Here is an 18,837-nt window from a genome sequence, read left to right on the forward strand (position 1 = left end):
GCCTGCTCGGCGTGCACGGGCTCTACATCCAGCCGATCAACTATCCGACCGTGCCGCGCGGCACCGAACGGCTGCGCATCACGCCGACGCCGTTCCATTCCGACGCGCTGATCGCCGAGTTGCAGGACGCGCTGGTCGAGACCTGGGATGCGCTCGGCATTCCCTACGGTTCGGCCGGCCGGCCCTCCGTGGCCAAGAGCGACCGCGTCATTCCGCTGCTGGTGCCCAAGTCGGGGGGATAGCCCGCTCCGCAGCAGGCGGTCGGTCGAGCAGGCCTACCTCCAACGCCGCGACGCTATGGCCGAGGAACGCAACGTAGAAGCCAGTTGACCGCGCATCCAGCCCGGCCTGCTTCTCAAACCGCTTCCATCCACTTCGCCAGCCGGTGCGCCGCTTCCTCGATCTGGTCGAGGCGGCGGTGGAAGCACAGCCTGAGGAAGGCTTCGCCGCCGGGGCCGAAAGCGGTGCCGGGGGCCAGGCCGACATTGGCCTTGTCGACGATTTCGAAGGCGGCGGCACGGGAATCGGCGATGCCGTCGACGGTGAAGAACAGGTAGAAGGCGCCCTGCGGCACGGTGAATCGCGCGCGCCCAGTGGCGCCCAGAATGCCGCAGACCAGGTCGCGCGCTTTCCGCGCCCGTTCCACCTGCTCGGCGACGAAGGCGTCGCCCCCGTCAAGAGCCGCGACCGCGCCACGCTGCATGAACTGTGCGACGCCGGAATTCGAATACTGGATCAGGTTCTCGAACACTTGCTGCAAGCTCGGATGCGTCTTGATCCAGCCGACGCGCCAGCCGGTCATCGCCCAGTTCTTGGAAAAACTGTTGACGAACAGGATACGGTCTTCGGCCGTCGCGATGTCGAGGAAGGACGGCGCGCGGCCGTGGCCGTAGTGGAACAGCGAATAGATCTCGTCGGCGATGATCCACAGTTTCCTGGCACGCGCGAGATCAAGGATCGCTTGCAAGGTTTCATGATCGGCGGTCCAGCCGGTCGGGTTCGACGGCGTGTTGATGAACAACGCCTTGGTGCGCGGCGTGATCGCCGCCGCGATCTTCTCGACGTCGCAGGACCAGCCATTGCCGGAGTGATCGAGCGTGACCGCTACCGGCACGGCTCCCGATATGGCGGCGGCAGCATCGAAATTCGGCCAGGCCGGCGACAGGTAAACGACCTCGTCGCCGGCGCCGGCGAGCGCGTCCAGCGCCAGCTGGATGGCATGCATGCCGGAGCCGGTGACGATGAATTGCTCCTCCGGGAAAGTCTTGCCGAAATGCCTGGCATAATAGCGGGACAGCGCCTGCCTTAGATCGGGGATGCCCCGTTGCCAGGTGTAGAACGTCTCGCCGCCGGCCAGCGCCTTTGACGCGGCATCGGTGATGAAGGCGGGCGTCGGCAGATCGCCCTCACCGGCCCAGAGCGGGATCATGCCCTCGCGCAGGCGGCCGTAATTGACGACGGCGACAATGCCGCTTTCGGGCGCGGCGCGGGCTTCGGCACGCAAGCTGTCGATCAGGGTCATGGGTGGGTCCGTTGTCTGGCGTTGGTCGGCGCTCCTTAGCAGATACGGAAACAGAAAACCCCGGCCGCGAACGACCGGGGTTTTGGTCCAGCAATGCGGCCCGGGTTAACGCCTGGCGAGAAGATCGCGGATTTCGGTGAGCAGCGCGACGTCGGCGGGCGGTGGCGCGGCGGCTGGTGCCGGCTTCTCGGCCTCGAGCCGCTTGCGCAGATTGTTCACGGCCTTGACCATGAGGAAGATGATGAAGGCGAGGATGATGAAATTCAGCACTACGGTGATGAAGCTGCCATAGGCGAAAACGGCGCCCTCTTTCTTGGCGTCGGCCAGCGCGGCCGAATGGACGTTCGAGGACAATCCAAAGAAATAGTTGTTGAAGTCCAACCCACCGAAAATCGCACCGATGATGGGCATGATGATGTCGTTGACCAGCGAATCGACGATCTTGCCGAAGGCAGCGCCGATGATGACGCCGACGGCCAAGTCCATCACGTTGCCCTTGGAGATGAACTCCTGGAATTCTTTCAGCATTCCGACCCTCCTTATCCATGAGCGGCCGCCCTGCCGTCCCATCCCCACGGCATCGGCCCAGGGCACCATAACAAAAACCTGAGGTTGCAACATCGGCAAAAAGCGGGAAGGCAACAGCTTTCCCCTTCCCTGGCAGTACCTTGGGCGCGCCTTGATCGTGCCGTCTCGCTCCCGCGGCCGCGACCATGCTGCCAAAGCCGCGATGGACTCGGACGCCAAGCTGTGGTTGCGTCCGGGCAAGCCGGGTGAAACACGGCAAAGGAGGAAATTCCAGGCGTGCAGGGCTTGTTCATCGTCATCATCGCGATCGCCTATGTGACGCTGCTGTTCGCCATCGCCAGCCTGGGCGACCGGCGCTCGGCCAAATCCGGGTCCAGCCGGGCGCGGCCCTTCATCTACGCGCTCAGCCTTGCCATTTACTGCACCTCTTGGACCTTCTTCGGCTCGGTCGGCCTCTCCTCCGAACGCGGCCTCGAATTCCTCGGCATCTATACCGGCCCGGTGCTGGTGTTCGTGTTCGGTTTTCCCTTGCTCAACCGCATCGTGCGGCTGGCCAAGACCGAGAAGATCACCTCGATCGCCGACTTCCTCGGCGCGCGCTACGGCAAAAGCTTTACAGTCGCGGCGATCGCCACGCTGATCGCCACCATCGGCGCGATTCCCTATATCGCGCTGCAGCTGAAGGCGATCTCGGGTTCGGTCAGCCTGATGGTCGAGCATTATACCGGTTCGCCGCCTTCCTTCGATCCGTTCGTCAGCGACATCTCGCTGGTCGTCGCCATGCTCCTGGCGCTGTTCGCGGTGCTGTTCGGCACCCGCCATGCCGACGCGACGGAGCACCAGGACGGGCTGGTGCTGGCGGTGGCGGTCGAAACCGTGGTCAAGCTCGCCGCTTTCCTGGCGATCGGCCTGATGGTCATCTTCCTGATCTTCGGCGGCCCGGGCGACATGTTCGCGAAGCTGGCACAGAATGCGCAGGTGCGTCAGGCGATGGGCTACAACACCTCGCTCGCCACCTGGCTGGTGCTGACCGGCTTGAGCGGCTTCGCCATCATCATGCTGCCGCGCCAGTTCTACGTCACCATCGTCGAGAACCGCGGCGAAGCCGAGTTGCGCACCGCCACATGGGTGTTTCCGCTCTATCTCGTGGCGATCAATTTGTTCGTGCTGCCGATCGCGTTCGCCGGCCTGTCGCTGGTCGGCACCGGGACCAGCAGCGATCTCTACGTGCTGTCGCTGCCCCTGTTCAGCGGCCATGACCTGCTGGCGATGGCGGCCTTCATCGGCGGCCTGTCGGCGGCGACAGCCATGGTCATCGTCGAAAGCGTGGCGCTGTCGATCATGATCTCCAACGACCTCGTCATTCCGCTGTTCGTGCGCCGCCTGCTCAAGACCTCGACGTCCGAGAACGAAGACTGGTCGACGCTCATCCTCAATGTGCGGCGCGGGGCGATCTTCATCCTGCTGTTCATCGCCTTCCTCTACTACCGCGAGAGCACCAACAGCGCGCGCCTGTCGTCGATCGGCCTGATGTCCTTCGCGGCGATCGCCCAGTTCGCGCCGGCGCTGATCGGCGGCCTGATCTGGCGCGGCGCCAATGGGCGGGGCGCCGCGCTCGGCATGGTCGCCGGGATTCTCATCTGGGGCTACACGCTGCTGTTGCCCTCGCTTGTCGCGACCGACACCGACATCATCGTGTACGGCCTGTTCGGTTTCGAGGCGCTGCGTCCGCAGGCATTGTTCGGCACGGTGGCCGAACCGCTGAACCACGGCGTCTTGTGGAGCTTGTCGATCAACGCCGTGTTCTTCGTCCTGGGCTCGCTCTCCCGCGCCTCGGTGCCGCTGGAACGCATCCAGGCGGCGATCTTCGTGCCGCGCGAGGCCGGCCCGATGCCCAGCCTGCGCCGCTTCCGCACCGCCATTACCGTCAACGACCTCAAGGACACGATCGCGCGCTATCTCGGCGTCGAGCGCACCGAGCGCTCGTTCCAGTCGTTCGAAAAGACCAATGGCATTTCGCTACACGGCAACGAACAGGCGAGCATGGACGTCATCCGCTTTTCCGAGCAGTTGCTGGCGAGCGCCGTCGGATCTTCGTCGGCGCGGCTGATCCTGTCGCTGCTGTTCCGGCGCCACGACCGCGAATCCCGGGACGCCTTCCGCTTGCTCGACGACGCCACCGAGGCGCTGCAGCACAACCGCGACCTCCTGCAGATCGCGCTCGACCAGATGGAGCAAGGGATCACCGTCTTCGACCGCGATTTCCGCCTGATCTGCTGGAACCGCCAGTACCGGACGCTATTCGACCTGCCCGACGAGATGGGCCAGGTCGGCGTCTCGTTAGACCAGATTCTGCGCCATCTCGCCGAGCGCGGCGACATCCCCGCCGATCAGCGCGTGACGATGCTCAACCGGCTGACCAGTTTCGTCAGCCCGTGGCAGATGGAGCTGAAGACCAGCGGCCGCATCCTGGAGCTGCGCTCAAACCCGATGCCGGACGGCGGCATCGTCGCCACCTATGCCGACATTTCCGGGCGCGTCGAGCAGGATCTGGCGCTGAAGCGTGCCAATGAATCGCTGGAACAACGAGTCAAGACCCGCACGATAGAACTGACCCGCGTCAATGAGGAGCTGGCACAGGCGCAGATGTTGGCGGAGGAGGCCAATCTCGGTAAGACGCGCTTCCTCGCCGCCGCCGGCCACGACATCCTCCAGCCCTTGAACGCCGCCCGCCTCTATTGCTCGTCGCTGATCGAAAAGGCCGGCAAGGGACCGGCCGGCAAGGCGGCGGTCAACATCGAATCCTCGCTGGAATCGGTCGAGACCATTCTCGGCGCCGTGCTCGACATCTCCCGGCTGGATGCCGGCGCGATGAAGCCCGACGACACCGCTTTCAACCTCGACGGGTTGCTACGCCAGATCGGCAACGATTTCCGTCCGCTGGCCGCCGAAAAGAAGCTCGGCCTGACGATCATGCCGTCGTCGCTGACGGTGATGACGGACCGCAATTTGTTGCGCCGCCTGATCCAGAACCTCGTCTCCAATGCCATCAAATACACGCGCCAGGGCCGCATCCTGGTCGGCGTGCGGCGGCGCGGCGAGCTGGCCGAAATCCAGGTGATCGACACCGGCATCGGCATCGCCGGCGACAAGCTGAACACCGTCTTCCATGAATTCACCCGGCTGGACGAAGGCGCGCGCGAGGCCGAGGGCCTCGGCCTCGGCCTGTCCATCGTCGACCGCATCGCTCGGGTGTTGCGCCTGGAGATCCGGATCTTTTCCAATCCGGGCAAGGGCACGCGCTTCTCCGTCATCCTGCCTGTCGCGGCGGTGCAGGAGAGACGACGCGAGATCGAAACCAGGCCCCCTGCCCGTGCCACGGCTTCGCTGGCCGGGCTGCGCGTTTTGTGCATCGACAACGACGCCCACATCCTGGAAGGCATGCGGCTGTTGCTCGAAGGCTGGGGATGCAGCGTCGACACGGTGTCCGGCTCACGGGATCTGCAGAGCGCAGCAAGCGGCCGCCCCGACATCGTCCTTGCCGACTACCATCTTGTCGGCGAAACCGGCCTCGACATCATCGTCAGGCTGCGCGCGGTCCATGGCGAGGACCTGCCGGCCGTGCTGGTCACCGCCGACCGCTCCAACGAGGTGCGCACCGCCGCCGGCAGGCTGGAAATTCCGGTGATCAACAAGCCGCTGAAGCCCGCGGTGCTGCGCTCGATGATGGCAAGGGTCAGGCCACTGGCGCCGGCGGCCGAATGATTTCAGGGCGTTTGCCCCCTCTGGCCTGCATCAGCCATGTTGGAGGCTTTTGAGATAGGCGCAGAACATATCGGCCATGGCGTCGGCGTAGGCTTCGATCTCGGCAGACGTTCGAGGGGTTTCGGAGAACTGCTTTCCCACCGCGCCGAGCGTGGTGGTGACCAGGTCGCCGGCCAAGGCACGGACCGCTTCAGAGGCCTCGGGCAGCGCCTCCTGCATGAAGGTCTGGACGGTGCGTTCTCCGGAGGCCCGGACCTCGTGCGCCTCCGGCGCGTGGCGATAGAGGGGAGCGGCGTCGTTGAGCGCGACGCGCACCGCGGCCTCTTCGCATTCCGAGCGGACGAAAGCGTAGACCAGGATACGCAGCCGTTCGAGCGGCGGCTTCCGGCTCTCCTGAAGGATGTCGCGCAGCAGATCGGTGGTCTGCCGCCATTCGTCGCTCTGAAGCCGGAACAACAAGGCCGCCTTGTTCGGGAAATACTGATAGAGTGACCCGACACTGACGCCGGCCTTCTCGGCCACGCGCGTGGTGGTGAAACGCTGCGCGCCTTCGCTCGCCAAAACCTGAACAGCAGCCTCCAGGATCGCGGCGACGAGCTCCGTCGCACGTGCTTGCTTGGGCTGTTTTCGCGAGGAAATCGAAGGGCTTGGGCGTTCGGTCATATCTCGGTTCGGCAATGCGAATTGGAAACCTGAAGGTTTATTCGTATTTTGAGTTCGACGCAAGAACGCGCTCATTTTTGACCGGAGACTGTCATGAACACCCTGACCAACAGCCCTCTCGGGCCTCTGCTCGCCCGCCTGTTCGAAGAGGCCGACGCGGCGACCAGCCCGGCAACGGCCGAGTTGTCGCGCGAAGAGCGGACACGCCTGCTCGAGAGCAAGACCGAATATGTTGATCTCTACGGACGGCTGAAGGATCTCTGGCTTGCCGTTTCCCCGGAGACGGGCACGTTGCTCTACATGCTGGCGCGAAGCAGCGGCGCGCGCGTGATCATCGAATTCGGAACTTCGTTCGGCATCTCGAGCCTCTATCTTGCCGCGGCGCTCAGGGACAATGGCGGAGGTCGCCTGATCACCACCGAGTTCGAGCCGTCCAAGGTGATGCGGGCCAAGACCAATTTGACCGAGGGCGGCCTCATCGACCTGGTGGAGATCCGCGAGGGAGACGCGCTCGAGACCCTTGCCGCCGACCTGCCCGAAACGATCGACCTGCTGCTGCTCGATGGCGCCAAGGCGATCTACCCGGAGATCCTGAGCCTGGTCGAGAGCCGCCTGAGGCCAGGTGCGCTGGTCATCGCCGACAACGCCGATTTCTGTCCCGAATATCTGGAGCGCGTGCGCTCGCCCACGGGCGGCTACATGTCCACGCCTTTCGGCGAGGACGTCGAACTGTCGATGCGGCTAGGCTGAAGGCGGCGGCCAGCCTGCCCGCGCGAACGGAACCAGTTCCAGCGGCCCGGCGCTAGCTCGCCGGCTGCAGCGGATCGCTGCCGATCTTGGACAGCAGGATCACCGCCTGGGTGCGGCTGTCGACGCCGAGCTTCTGCAGAATGGCGGAGACATGCGCCTTGATTGTGGCTTCCGACACGCCGAGTTCATAAGCGATCTGCTTGTTGAGCAGGCCTTCGGCCAGCATGCCGAGGACGCGGGTCTGCTGCGGCGTCAGCGCCTGCAATCGTTTGATCAGGTCCGATATTTCGGGATCGCGCTCGACGCCGAGATCGACGCCGACGGGTGCGGCGATGTCACCGGCCAGCACCGACTGCACGGCGGCGCGGATCTCTTCCATGCTGGCCGACTTGGAAATGAAGCCGGATGCGCCGAGGTCGAGCGCGCGCCTGATCGTCGCCGGGTCGTCATGCGCCGACACCACGACCAACGGCACCGCCGGATGGATGCCGCGCAGCGAGATCAAGCCGGAGAGGCCGCTGGCGCCCGGCATCGACAGATCGAGCATCACCAGGTCGACATCCTCGTTGGCCACGAGCAGCGCCTTGGCGCTCTCGAAATCGCCGGCCTCGTGGATGGCGGCGACGTTGCCGATGCCGGCGAGCGCTTCGCGCAGCGCACCGCGAAACAGCGGGTGATCGTCGGCGATGACGAAAGAATAGCCTGACGGCAAATGTCCCTCCCCGAATCCCATCGATGATTTTTCAGTTTTTTGCGGGATCAGTTGGACGATTATGAGGGGCCACGCGCTGTTTTCAAGCGGCAAAGCCAGCGCGCGGCGTTTTCCCTATTTTGGACGCTCAGGTCTTCTGCGAGTTGGGCTGGGCGCCGCCGCCATTGTCCTTGTCCATATCCTTGACGATACCCATGAAGCCGCGCAGAAAGCGCTCCATGTAGCTCATCGTCTTGTTGAAATCCTCCTCGCTCGGCAGTTGCGACTCGAGCCGGGCGGAGAGCGAATTTTCGAGCTTGGTGACGCGCTCGTCCATCGCCCTCATCGAGGTCTGGAGGCGGTCGACTTCGTCCTGGAAGGCGGCGCGTTCGTCGGCGGCCATCTTGCAGACAAGCTGGCCCGAGCGTTCCTCGCAGATCGACATCGCGCCGGTCTGCGTATCCATGCGGATGTAGCCGCTGGCCGACTTTTCAAGGCGGTAGCGGTCGGTTTCTTCCGAAAAAGCTGAAGCCGCGACCAGCGAAACGAGTGCGGCGGGGATCAAGATATGCTGCAGACGCATGTTGTCCTCCATGGCCAAAGCGGATTTATCGCATGTTTGCGCCGGAAATGGGGAAGACCCTTGGCGTGACCTTTCCCGCGCGGCTGGTTCGGACTATAGCGCAACCATGTCTCAGATTATCTACAAGATAACCCCGGAAGCAGCCTGGCGCGAGGCCGAAACGAATGGCCGTTTCACCGGCGCGCCGATCGACGTCGCCGACGGTTTCATCCATTTCTCCACGGCGGCGCAGGTCAGGGAAACGGCGGCGAAACACTTTGCCGGCCAGACGGACCTTCTGCTGGTCGCCATCGATGGGACGTGCCTGGGCGACGGCCTGAAATACGAGGTCTCGCGTGGCGGCGCGCTGTTTCCGCATCTTTACGGCGTGCTGGACCTGAAAGCCGTCAAGTGGGTCCGGCCGCTGCCGCTCGGCGCCGACGGCTCGCACCAATTCCCGGCACTGGAGGCCGAATGAGCGTGCTCGACCGGATTGGCCAGAAGCTGCTGTTCACGTTCGACCCGGAAACCGCGCATGGCCTGTCGATCGCGGCGCTGCGCTGCGGCCTGCCGGTCGGCGCACGGACGGTGCGCGATACCAGGCTGAAAGTCAGCCTTTGCGGCCTCGATTTCCCCAATCCGCTCGGCATGGCGGCCGGCTACGACAAGAACGCCGAGGTGCCCGACGCGCTGCTTGGGCTCGGCTTCGGTTTCGCCGAGGTCGGCACGGTCACGCCGCTGCCACAGGCCGGCAATCCGAAGCCGCGCATCTTCCGGCTGACGGCGGATGAAGCGGTGATCAACCGGCTGGGCTTCAACAATGAAGGCCATGCGGCCGCCGAAAGACGCCTTGCCGCGCGCAAGGGGCGTCCCGGCATCGTCGGCGTCAACATCGGGGCCAACAAGGACAGTGACGACCGCGTCGGGGACTATGAGCGCGGGGTCATCAGGTTTGCGCCCCATGCGAGCTATTTGACGGTCAACATCTCCTCGCCCAACACGCCGGGCCTGCGCACCATGCAGGCACGCGAGCATCTCGGCGAATTGTTGTCGCGGGTCATGGCGGCGCGTGCCGCGGCCACGGCGCAGCCGCCAATCTTCCTCAAGATCGCACCGGATCTGGTCGAAGCCGAACTGGAGGACATCGCCACCGAGGTCATCGAGAAGCGGGTCGACGGCGTCATCGTGTCCAACACCACCATCTCCCGGCCAGCGCTGCGCAGCGGCGAAGCTGTACGCGAGACCGGCGGGCTTTCTGGCAGGCCGCTGTTCGAACGCTCGACCATCGTGCTGGCCAGGATGCGCAAGCTGCTCGGTCCCGAGATGGCCATCATCGGCGTCGGCGGCGTCGATTCCACCGATGCGGCGCTGGAGAAGATCCGTGCCGGCGCCGACCTCGTCCAGCTCTACACCAGCATGATCTATGCCGGGCCCGCGCTGCCAGGCCGCATCGTTTCCGGCATGGCTCGCTTTGCCGAGAGAGAAAACCTCAAGTCCATTCGCGAGTTGCGCGACAGCCGCCTCGATTCCTGGGCGTCAAAGCCGCTCTAACTGCTCTGGACTATAGGCGTGGAGTAGGTAGCGTTGGCAAAGTGGAATCCGATTTGCTGCGCTGACCCGCAGTTCGGAAAGAGACCTTGGTCAAGCAATGGAATAGAGCCTCTTCCATTCCTGAAGCAGGGAACTTGCTTCTTCCCGTGAAATACCGGAAGAAAGATGATCGATTGACGATTGATTCGGAGCTTGTGCATGCGCGGGGTGCAAGCGGCTTTGGCTGCACTGATCCTAACCGGTTCCGTCACTTGCGCCCTCGCCGACAACAGTTCTCCCTTCATCTATTTTGCAACCGACGATCCTTTCGCTGCCGGTCAACGGACGAAGAACGACGTCTATGTCTTTGGTGGCGTCTTTGCGACCGGGTCCTTCGGGAATACCATCAACGTCTTCGGTGCCGACTATACCAACAATTACATAATCGGAGCTGCTTACGGCCGCGACTTCGCCGATATTGGCGCCGGTTTCGTTCTTGGCGGTGTGACCGGGGCCGCCGTAAGGTTTGGCGAGGACGACGACACGTCAGGAGAAGTTTGGGCCGGGGTTAGGGTTCGTCACCAAGGCCTTGTCATCGGCGATCTGGCGATTGCGCCCGCACTGACGGCCGGTCTGAGTGCCGTTACGGGCACCACCAAGATCGAACGCGAACGCGAAATCTATTACGACGGCGACGCATCGTTCCTTGGCTTCATCGGCGCGGAGCTTTCTTTCAGGCTAAGGCAAGCTCCCAACGTCGAGCTTGTCTATCAACTCCACCACAGATCCGGCGCCGGTGGAACGTTTGGAAACATGGGAGAGGGTTCCAACGCGAATACTGTTGGAGTCCGTTATCGCTTCTAGAACGGTTCATCGTTTCATGGAAACGACGAGCCGCTCTATCTCTTTGCTTCGGCGCAATTCCGGACGGGAAACTGCTTCACACTTTTCCTGGAACTGCGCTGGCTGACGCCTGAACGCTCCTTGGCAGGCGGTCTGTCGACTGAAGATTTTGTCAAATCACCTCGAAAGAACAGCTAACCACCACCTTTGCGGAAATGATCCCTAAAATGCCGTGCGCACCCGCAGCCGCAAAATGGCGAGCAGACTGAAGCCGCGCGCCAGCAGGAAGATATGCAGCGCCGCCCACAAGCCATGATTGCCGAAGGCGGGTGCCAGCGTCAGCAGCGCGGCGGCGAAGACCAGGAACGACAGCAGCATCATGTTGCGCATGTCGCGTGACCACGTCGCGCCGATGAAGACGCCATCCATCTGAAACGCCAGCACGCCGCTCAGCGCTGTGAACGCCGCCCAGGGCAGGTAGATGTCGGCCACCGAGCGGACCTCCTGCGATGTCGTGACGACCGCGACCAGATCGGCGCCGGCCGAGAGCAGCACCAGGGTTGCGGCCCCGGCCAACCCGAAGCCCCAGAACAAGGTCAGCCGCACCGCCCGCCGGAACGGCGCGGCGGCACGCGCGCCGACGGCGCGGCCGGCCAGCTGTTCGGCGGCTGTGGCGAAACCGTCGAGGAAATAGCCGGCGACGAGGAAGAAGTTCATCAGCACGGCATTGGCGGCCAGCGTCACCGTGCCGAACTGCGCGCCCTGTCGGGTGAACAGCGCGAAGGCGGCGAGCAGCGAGAACGAGCGGATCATGATGTCGCGGTTGAGCGACAGCATGTGCAGGAAGGCGGTCATGTCGAGCAGGCGATGGCGCGGCAAGGGCGGTGTCGCCCGGAACCGCCTGATGACGATGGCGAGGCCGAGCAGCATGGCAAGGAATTCGCCGGTGACCGTCGCCCAGGCGACGCCGGCGACGCCCCAGCCAAGTTCCAGGCCAAGCAGGATGCAGAGCGCGATGTTGATGCCGTTCAGTACGAGCTGCAGCATCAGCCCGAGCCCGCCCTCGCCTCGGCCGAGGACATAGCCGAGAATGGCGTAGTTGATCAGCGAGAACGGTGCGGCGAGCAATCTGATGCGGATATAGACGCCCATCGCCTCGCTGACGCGCGGTCCGGCATCCATGAACCACTGGCCGCCGACGGCGATCGCCGGCGAAAGAGCCGCCAGCACGACGCCGGCGACGACCGCGATCAGCACGGCGCGCCAGAACACCGCCTGTTCCTCCAGCGCATCGCCGCGCCCGAAAGCCTGGGCGACGAGACCGGTGGTGCCGGAGCGCAGGAAATTGAAGGTGGTGAAGACGACGTCGAAGACCAGCGCGCCGGCCGCCAGGCCGCCGAGCAAGGCGGCGTCGCCGAACTGGCCGACGACAGCCGTGTCGACAAGGCCGAGCATCGGCGTCGTCAGATAGGCGAGCGTCATCGGCACCGCGATGGCGAGCACCGAGCGGTTGGTTACGGCAAAGGGCCTGACGTGGGCCGGGATTGCACCATTGTCCAAAGGATTGCGGCCTTGCGATTGCGGCTTGATCGAGCGTCCGATGTGCCCCATTTTCCGGCCACCGCGCAACCACTCTTGCCGCGACGGCCAACCGAAATCCCGGTCTGGCGCGAACCCACCGGATCCGGTTCATGCCTTTGCAGATCGTTCATCACCCCGACTACGATGCCGGCTTCGCCGTCAACCACCGCTTTCCAATGAGCAAGTATCCACTGCTGATGGAAGCCTTGCGCGCACGCGGCCTGGCCGGCGCGCTCAACATCGCGGAACGGGCGCTTGCGTCATGGCTGAAGCTTGCCCATGGGAGCGACTATGTCGACCAGGTCGTCACGTGCGCCGTGCCTGAGAAAATCGAGCGCGAGATCGGCTTTCCGGTCGGCCCGCGCGTCTCGCTGCGCGCGCAGCTTGCCACCGGCGGCACCGTGCTGGCGGCGCGGCTCGCCCTAGGCCATGGCATTGCCTGCAATACCGCCGGCGGCAGCCATCATGCGCGGCGCGCGCAAGGTGCGGGCTTCTGCACCTTCAACGACGTCGCCGTCGCCTCGCTGGTGCTGCTGGCCGAGGGTGCCGCGCAAAACATCCTGGTCGTCGATCTCGACGTGCATCAGGGCGACGGCACGGCGGACATTCTCGCTGACGATCCGCGCGTGTTCACCTTTTCCATGCATGGCGACCGCAACTACCCCGCGCGCAAGATCGCCTCCGACCTCGACATCGCGCTGCCCGACGGCACGGGCGACGCTGCCTATATCGAACGGCTCGCCGCCATCCTGCCGGAGCTGTCGGCCAGGGCGCACTGGGACATCGTCTTTTACAATGCCGGCGTCGACGTCCATGCGCAGGACCGGCTTGGCAGACTGTCGCTTTCCAATGACGGGCTGCGTGCCCGCGACGAAACGGTCATCGGTCATTTTCGCGCGCTCGGCATTCCCGTTTGCGGCGTCATCGGCGGCGGCTATTCGACCGATGTCCGGGCACTTGCCGCTCGCCACGCCATCCTGTTCGAGGCCGCCTCGGGCTACGCCTAACGGCTCACTTCCGGTAATTGGCGATCCTGAGCAGAATGAAGGCCGGAATGACGATCGCGGCACCGAGCAGGATATAGCCGAGAAAACGATAGACCGCGTTGAAGCCGAGGTTCCAGAGGTCGCGGAAGATTTTCTGGATGCCATAGAGCACGTCGACCGGCGACCAGCCGAAGGCATTCATGACGAGGCCGACGAGGAACGACACCACAAGCAGCTTCAGGATCACCCTGAACGGCGTGTCGCCGAGAAAGCGCGTCAGTGCGGACAAGGCCTGCCTCCGGATTGGACGCCCAGACTCAGGGGCGCCTACTCAGGAATACGTGCTTGGCGGCCATCCATCAAGCCAGGCGCGATCTATGCGCGATGGCAACGGCGCGGCGATCCGGCCGGCTTATCTGTTTTCTAACCAATTGCAGCTATTGCCTTGCAAGGAGCGGGAGCCAGGCTTTTGGTGGCAACGGAAAAAATCGGCGCGCACCGCGCGGTCATGCTGTCGGTTGTCGTGCCGTGCTACAATGAGCGCGACGGCGTGGCCGAGCTCCATCGACGCGTCACGGCCGCATGCCTTGAACAAAGTCCTTCCTACGAGATCGTGCTTGTCATCGACGGGGCGACCGACGGCACCCGCGAAGCCATTTTCGAACTCGCTGAAAAGGACGACCATGTCGTCGCCATCGATCTTGCCCGTAACTACGGCCACCAGATCGCGTTGAGCGCCGGGCTGGAGTTCTGCCGCGGCCAGCGCATTCTCATCCTCGACGCAGACCTTCAGGATCCGCCGGAACTGCTCGGCGCGATGCTGGCGAAGATGGATGAAGGCTTCGACGTGGTCTATGGCCAAAGGGTGAAGCGCGACGGCGAAAGCTGGTTCAAGCTGGCTTCCGCCTCGATGTTCTATCGCCTGCTAGGCCGGATGGTCGATGTCGAGATCGCACCGGATTCCGGGGATTTCCGGCTGATGAGCCGCCGCGCGCTGGACCATCTGAACGCGATGCCCGAACGCTACAGGTTCATTCGCGGCATGGTGAGCTGGATCGGGCTGAAGCAGGTCGCCTTCTCGTATGAACGGCACCGGCGCTTTGCCGGCATTACCCACTACCCGCTGAAGAAGATGGTTCTCCTGGCGGTCGACGCGATGACCAGCTTTTCCATCGTGCCGTTGCGGTTCGCCTCGCTGCTGGGAATGATGTTCGGCCTGCTCGGGCTGGTCGTGCTTGGCTACACGCTGTTCGAATGGTCCATCGGCAACGTGCTCCCCGGCTGGACGAGCCTTGCAGCGATCATGCTTATCCTGGGCAGCGTCCAGCTTCTGGTGCTTGGCATCTTCGGCGAATATCTCGGCCGCATGTACATGGAAACCAAGCGGCGGCCGCTCTATTTCGTCAATGAGATCGTTTCGCGCAGCCCTATGGTCGAAAACAGCGACCTGCCCGTCCACCGCCTGCAGGAAATGGCGAAAAGAGCCGTCCGTGGCTGAGGCGCGGGCGCAACGGGAATGGCCTCGGCGCGTCGGCCCTTTGTCCGATTTGCCGGGACTTGGCGCCGTCGGGCTTCTCAACACGGCGCTGGGCTCGGTCCTTTTCGTGTTCGTCGGCGGCACCGACGATCGCCGATCGCCGACCGGAATGAATGCAAAGCGGCCGGAAGCGAGATGAACCAGGCCGCGGCAATCGCGATGGCCAACCCGTCGCTCGAGGATGCGCAGCGCAGCAGGCTGATATTCTGCCTTTTCTGCGCTTGCGCCGTGGCATATGTGCTGGCGTCGCATGCCAGCGCCCTCCTTCTGGACCCCGACAGTTGGTGGCAAGTGAAGGCCGGGCTGGATTTCCTGGCAAACCGCACATTTCCGACCGTCGACCCCTATTCCTATACGTTCGCCGGCCAGCCCTGGATCGCCAAGGAATGGCTGGGGCAGGTGCTTCTGGCCCTTGCCTACAGCGCCGGCGGCTGGAATGGCGTCGCCGCACTGATCATCGCCACGGTCGGCCTGACGGTCTTCCTGACGGCATGGTTCCTAAGCGCATGGTTGAAGCCCGTACTGGCGATCCTGCTGGCTTTCGTCGCGGCTTTCCTGGTCGCCCCGATCTATACGGCGCGCCCTCACGTCTTCACTCTGCCGATCATCGTCATCTGGACGGCAATGCTGTTTCGCGCGGCGCGGGACGAAAGACCGCCGCCCCTGTGGCTGCTTGCGCTTGTGGTGTTGTGGGCGAACCTGCATGCCACGTTCACCTTGAGCTTCGTCATCGCCGGCTTCGCCGGGCTGGATCTTCTGGCGCGTTCGGGCCTGTCGAAACCCGCACTTCTGGCTAAATGGATTGCATTCGGCTTGCTGTGCCCATTGGTCAGCCTGATCCATCCTTATGGCGTGAAGGCCATCCTGGCCACGCTCACCGTCGCCTATGGCAACGAGGCGGTGCCTCTCATCCTGGAGTGGCGGCCCTTCAACGCTCAGGAAGAGCTGTTCAAGGAAGCCGTGATGCTGTTGGCGCTTTTCGCGCTATTGACATCACGGCTGCGGATCGGCTGGGCCAAGGCGCTGTTCATCGTCTTCACCTTGCATGTCTATCTCAGCCACCAGCGGTTCATGTATCTGTTCTTCCTGCTGGTTCCCCTGGTGATCGCGATCGAGGTCGCACAGCAATATCCTTCGCTTTCAGCCACGACCTGGCTGGCGCAAAGGCGCGACGGTTTGGAAAAATTCTTCGCCAAGCGGTTTTATGCGCTTTGCGGCGCGGTTCTTGTCTTGCTGATCGGCGCGGTCTCGATCTTCGGCAGCGCCTACCAGATCGCGCCAAGTGCGAAGACGTCCGCCAGCGGGGCGCTCGCATTCGCGCGGGACCACCATTTGTCCGGTAACGTGCTGAATTCCTACAATTTCGGCGGCACGCTGATCTTCCATGAAATCAAGACCTATATCGACGGAAGGACGGACCAGTTGTTCCTGGGCGGGTTCACGAAAGCCGACGACGCGACGGGACACAGCGACGGGAAACCGCTGCTCGAAGCCCAGCTCAAGAAATACGCCGTAGGCTGGGCGCTTCTCGGGGCCAACGACACCCGCATTCCCTTCTTTACGGAGTTGGGCTGGAAACGGGCCTATGCGGACGACAATGCCGTGATCTACCTGCCCGGCGCCTGACGCCTGATCTGCCGCGCCATACAAACCGGCTTCGCCTGCGTTCGAACAACCCGCATGTGCCTTGACACTGATATTGCAGTGCAGCAAAGTTGTGCGCAGAGGGTAGCCCGTGAGATCGACGCGCCACGACTTTTCGTATGACGGAGGGCATCGCCGCGAAAACGGCGTGTCGGGCTCGGCCGCACGAAGGGCGGCGGCGTGCGGGCCGGTCGAATGAACTACAGGCGCGACATCGATGGCCTGCGGGCCGTTGCGGTGCTGCCCGTCGTACTCTTCCATTTCGGCGTGTCCGGCATTCCAGGCGGCTTCACCGGCGTCGATATCTTCTTCGTCATATCGGGCTATCTGATCAGCGGCAGCCTGCTCGACGATCTTGAGCGGGGACAGTTCTCGATCGGTCGCTTCTACTGGCGCCGCGCACGGCGCATCCTGCCAGCGTTGACCTTCGTCATCCTGCTCGCGAGCATCGCGGCCTGGTTCATCCTGCTGCCGTCGGACCTGCACGAATTCAGCCTCAGCGTGATCGCCGCCTCGACCTTCTGGTCCAACATCTATTTCTGGAAGACGACGAACTATTTCTCCATCGACGCCGAGTTGCGGCCACTGCTGCACACGTGGTCGCTTTCGGTCGAGGAGCAGTACTACATCTTCGCGCCGATCCTCGTGTACCTGATCTACCGATATGTCTCGAAGCGCTGGCTCACGATCCTCCTGCCGATAGCCATCGGCAGCTTTGCCCTGGCGGTCATGGCAACCTCGCTGGCGCCGACCGCTGGCTTCTACCTCTTGCCGACACGCATCTGGGAACTGGCGCTCGGCGCCATGCTGATGCTGAAGAAGCCCCCGGCGCTTGCCAGCCGGCCGGCGATGGAACTGATCGGCCTTGCCGGCTTCGCCCTGATCGCCTTCGGCTTCGTGACGATTTCGGAGAGCGACCCGTTTCCGGGCTATAACGCCCTGTTCCCCTGCATCGGGACGGCCCTGCTCATCTATGCCGGCCAGAATCATGCGGACAGGCCGGCAACTCTCGCCACGCGCGTGCTTCGGTTGACCCCTCTGGTCTGGGTCGGGCTCATCTCCTATTCCCTGTACCTCGTTCACTGGCCGATCAATTCGTTCGTCCACTATCTGTCGCTGAAAGCCATTGGCGTGCCGACCATCATCGCCATGACGGTGGCCAGTTTCGCGCTCGCGACATTCTCCTGGAAATATGTCGAGCAGCCCTTTCGCCAGAAGCGGGCGTTCACCGCACCGCTGCCTATCTTCGGCCTTTCGGCGACAGCGATCAGCCTGTTGTGCGTCGGCGGTCTGGCCGGCGCGCTCGGCAATGGCTTTCCGCAACGCTTCCCGGATTTCTCTATGGAACGGATCCAGGTGGGCGATTGGCGCAACGGCATCTGTTTCAACGAGGGCGGGAACCGGATCGAAGACTGGAATCTCGCCGACTGCACGCGCACGCGGGGCTTTGCCAGCAATGTGCTGCTGTGGGGCGATTCCTTCGCCGCCCATTACGTTTCGGGGCTGGAGGCGAACGCCCAGAAAATCCAGGCCAATATCATCCAGTACACCTATGCCGGCTGCCCGCCCAACCTCAGCTATTTTTCCTATGCCCGGCCTGCCTGCACGCGTTTCAACGAACAGGCGCTTTCGATCATCCGCAATGCCGGCATCCAGGCGGTGATCCTGAGCGGCCGGTGGACCGACTACGAGGTCAGGGGCTTCGATGGCCTGCAGAAGACGATCGACCGGCTTCGCGACATGGGTGTCAAGGTCTATGTCATCGGCCAGTCTCCCGAATTCATCGCCGACGTCCAGAAGATCGCGTTCTTCGCAAAAAGGCAGCATGCCGTGAACACATCCTGGCCAATGGCCATGGATCCGGACATCAACAAGCGGGTATTGCCGTTCGTCAAAGGAGCGACCTTCATAGATCCGCTGGCCTATCTGTGCGATGGAGCCGGCTGTTCGTACGCCGATGCCGGCACCAGGCAATTCCTCTACTTCGACTATGGCCACTTCTCTTCCGCTGGCGCGACGCTCGCCATCTCGAAGTACTGGCCAAGCTTTGCCGCCGGAAGCGAGATCGCCAAGCAAAGCAGCAATCCCGGGCCGGCATCCGGGGAGCCGCCACAGCCTGCATTGTGAAGACCCACGGCGGGGAATCGAGGTTAACGGTCATTTTTGTTGGAGGATCTGGAGCAGGAAGTCTGGGTCCCACCCCGCGGCTTTGCGCTTTGTCTTGACGCTGCCTTT

The 18,837-nt window shown here is 63.4% G+C and carries 16 protein-coding genes and 1 pseudogene; 10 read left to right on the forward strand and 7 right to left on the reverse strand.

The annotated features are described in order from the left end of the window. A pseudogene (locus tag NKI49_RS31760) lies at positions 1–242 on the forward strand (5-aminolevulinate synthase); the annotation flags it as partial. A gap of 113 nt (positions 243–355) precedes the next feature. Here NKI49_RS31760 and NKI49_RS31765 read toward each other — a convergent pair. Both NKI49_RS31765 and mscL read right to left on the reverse strand, forming a co-directional pair. Further along, entirely contained in the window at positions 356–1,522 is a 1,167-nt protein-coding gene (locus NKI49_RS31765) for a pyridoxal phosphate-dependent aminotransferase (protein WP_352608002.1), read from the reverse strand. A gap of 105 nt (positions 1,523–1,627) precedes the next feature. After that, complete coding sequence (gene mscL / locus NKI49_RS31770) at positions 1,628–2,050, reverse strand: large conductance mechanosensitive channel protein MscL (protein WP_352608004.1); 423 nt, start codon at positions 2,048–2,050, stop codon at positions 1,628–1,630. Positions 2,051–2,326: 276 nt separating this feature from the next. Between mscL and NKI49_RS31775 the strand changes: the two genes are divergently transcribed. Further along, on the forward strand, positions 2,327–5,815 hold the full coding sequence (locus NKI49_RS31775; protein ID WP_352608006.1) for a PAS domain-containing hybrid sensor histidine kinase/response regulator: 3,489 nt from the start codon (positions 2,327–2,329) through the stop codon (positions 5,813–5,815). A gap of 30 nt (positions 5,816–5,845) precedes the next feature. Here NKI49_RS31775 and NKI49_RS31780 read toward each other — a convergent pair whose 3' ends face one another. After that, positions 5,846–6,478, reverse strand: coding sequence for a TetR/AcrR family transcriptional regulator (locus NKI49_RS31780; RefSeq protein WP_352608032.1), 633 nt, complete (start codon positions 6,476–6,478; stop codon positions 5,846–5,848). A gap of 93 nt (positions 6,479–6,571) precedes the next feature. Between NKI49_RS31780 and NKI49_RS31785 the strand changes: the two genes are divergently transcribed. Continuing rightward, the gene (locus tag NKI49_RS31785; protein ID WP_352608009.1) at positions 6,572–7,228 is read left to right on the forward strand and encodes an O-methyltransferase; all 657 of its coding nucleotides are present in this window, start codon (positions 6,572–6,574) and stop codon (positions 7,226–7,228) included. Between the two features lie 52 nt (positions 7,229–7,280). On the opposite strand, the gene NKI49_RS31790 is transcribed toward NKI49_RS31785, so the two are convergent. Continuing rightward, the gene (locus NKI49_RS31790; protein ID WP_352608011.1) at positions 7,281–7,940 is read right to left on the reverse strand and encodes a response regulator transcription factor; all 660 of its coding nucleotides are present in this window, start codon (positions 7,938–7,940) and stop codon (positions 7,281–7,283) included. A 127-nt stretch (positions 7,941–8,067) separates the two neighbouring features. Further along, positions 8,068–8,502, reverse strand: a complete 435-nt coding sequence (locus tag NKI49_RS31795; RefSeq protein WP_352608013.1) for a hypothetical protein — start codon at positions 8,500–8,502, stop codon at positions 8,068–8,070. 106 nt (positions 8,503–8,608) lie between these two features. Between NKI49_RS31795 and NKI49_RS31800 the strand changes: the two genes are divergently transcribed. The 3 genes from NKI49_RS31800 to NKI49_RS31810 all read left to right on the forward strand — a co-directional run bounded on the left by NKI49_RS31800 (position 8,609) and on the right by NKI49_RS31810 (position 10,875). Then, a complete protein-coding gene (locus NKI49_RS31800) occupies positions 8,609–8,959 on the forward strand; it encodes a DUF952 domain-containing protein (protein WP_352608015.1) in 351 nt (116 codons plus the stop codon). Further along, the gene (locus NKI49_RS31805) at positions 8,956–10,032 is read left to right on the forward strand and encodes a quinone-dependent dihydroorotate dehydrogenase (protein ID WP_352608018.1); all 1,077 of its coding nucleotides are present in this window, start codon (positions 8,956–8,958) and stop codon (positions 10,030–10,032) included. Before NKI49_RS31800 ends, NKI49_RS31805 begins: the two co-directional genes overlap by 4 nt. 198 nt (positions 10,033–10,230) lie before the next feature. Continuing rightward, a complete protein-coding gene (locus tag NKI49_RS31810) occupies positions 10,231–10,875 on the forward strand; it encodes a hypothetical protein (RefSeq protein WP_352608020.1) in 645 nt (214 codons plus the stop codon). Between the two features lie 201 nt (positions 10,876–11,076). On the opposite strand, the gene NKI49_RS31815 is transcribed toward NKI49_RS31810, so the two are convergent. Then, on the reverse strand, positions 11,077–12,414 hold the full coding sequence (locus NKI49_RS31815; protein WP_352608034.1) for an MATE family efflux transporter: 1,338 nt from the start codon (positions 12,412–12,414) through the stop codon (positions 11,077–11,079). A 131-nt stretch (positions 12,415–12,545) separates the two neighbouring features. Between NKI49_RS31815 and NKI49_RS31820 the strand changes: the two genes are divergently transcribed. Continuing rightward, complete coding sequence (locus tag NKI49_RS31820; RefSeq protein ID WP_352695893.1) at positions 12,546–13,442, forward strand: histone deacetylase family protein; 897 nt, start codon at positions 12,546–12,548, stop codon at positions 13,440–13,442. 4 nt (positions 13,443–13,446) lie between these two features. On the opposite strand, the gene NKI49_RS31825 is transcribed toward NKI49_RS31820, so the two are convergent. Further along, complete coding sequence (locus tag NKI49_RS31825) at positions 13,447–13,710, reverse strand: DUF6460 domain-containing protein (protein ID WP_027027632.1); 264 nt, start codon at positions 13,708–13,710, stop codon at positions 13,447–13,449. Positions 13,711–13,893: 183 nt separating this feature from the next. Here NKI49_RS31825 and NKI49_RS31830 point away from each other — a divergent pair, with 183 nt between their 5' ends. From NKI49_RS31830 to NKI49_RS31840, 3 genes are all read left to right on the forward strand, one after another. Further along, positions 13,894–14,919 carry a glycosyltransferase family 2 protein gene (locus tag NKI49_RS31830; RefSeq protein WP_352608025.1) on the forward strand — a complete coding sequence of 342 codons (1,026 nt, stop codon included), beginning with the start codon at positions 13,894–13,896 and terminating at the stop codon, positions 14,917–14,919. Between the two features lie 174 nt (positions 14,920–15,093). Next, positions 15,094–16,584 carry a hypothetical protein gene (locus NKI49_RS31835; protein WP_352608028.1) on the forward strand — a complete coding sequence of 497 codons (1,491 nt, stop codon included), beginning with the start codon at positions 15,094–15,096 and terminating at the stop codon, positions 16,582–16,584. A 213-nt stretch (positions 16,585–16,797) separates the two neighbouring features. After that, positions 16,798–18,729: an acyltransferase family protein gene (locus tag NKI49_RS31840; protein ID WP_352608030.1), complete on the forward strand. Its 1,932-nt coding sequence runs from the start codon at positions 16,798–16,800 to the stop codon at positions 18,727–18,729. Positions 18,730–18,837: the final 108 nt, after the last annotated feature.

The sequence above is a fragment of the Mesorhizobium sp. M0587 genome (assembly GCF_040320945.1).
Lineage (GTDB): Bacteria > Pseudomonadota > Alphaproteobacteria > Rhizobiales > Rhizobiaceae > Mesorhizobium.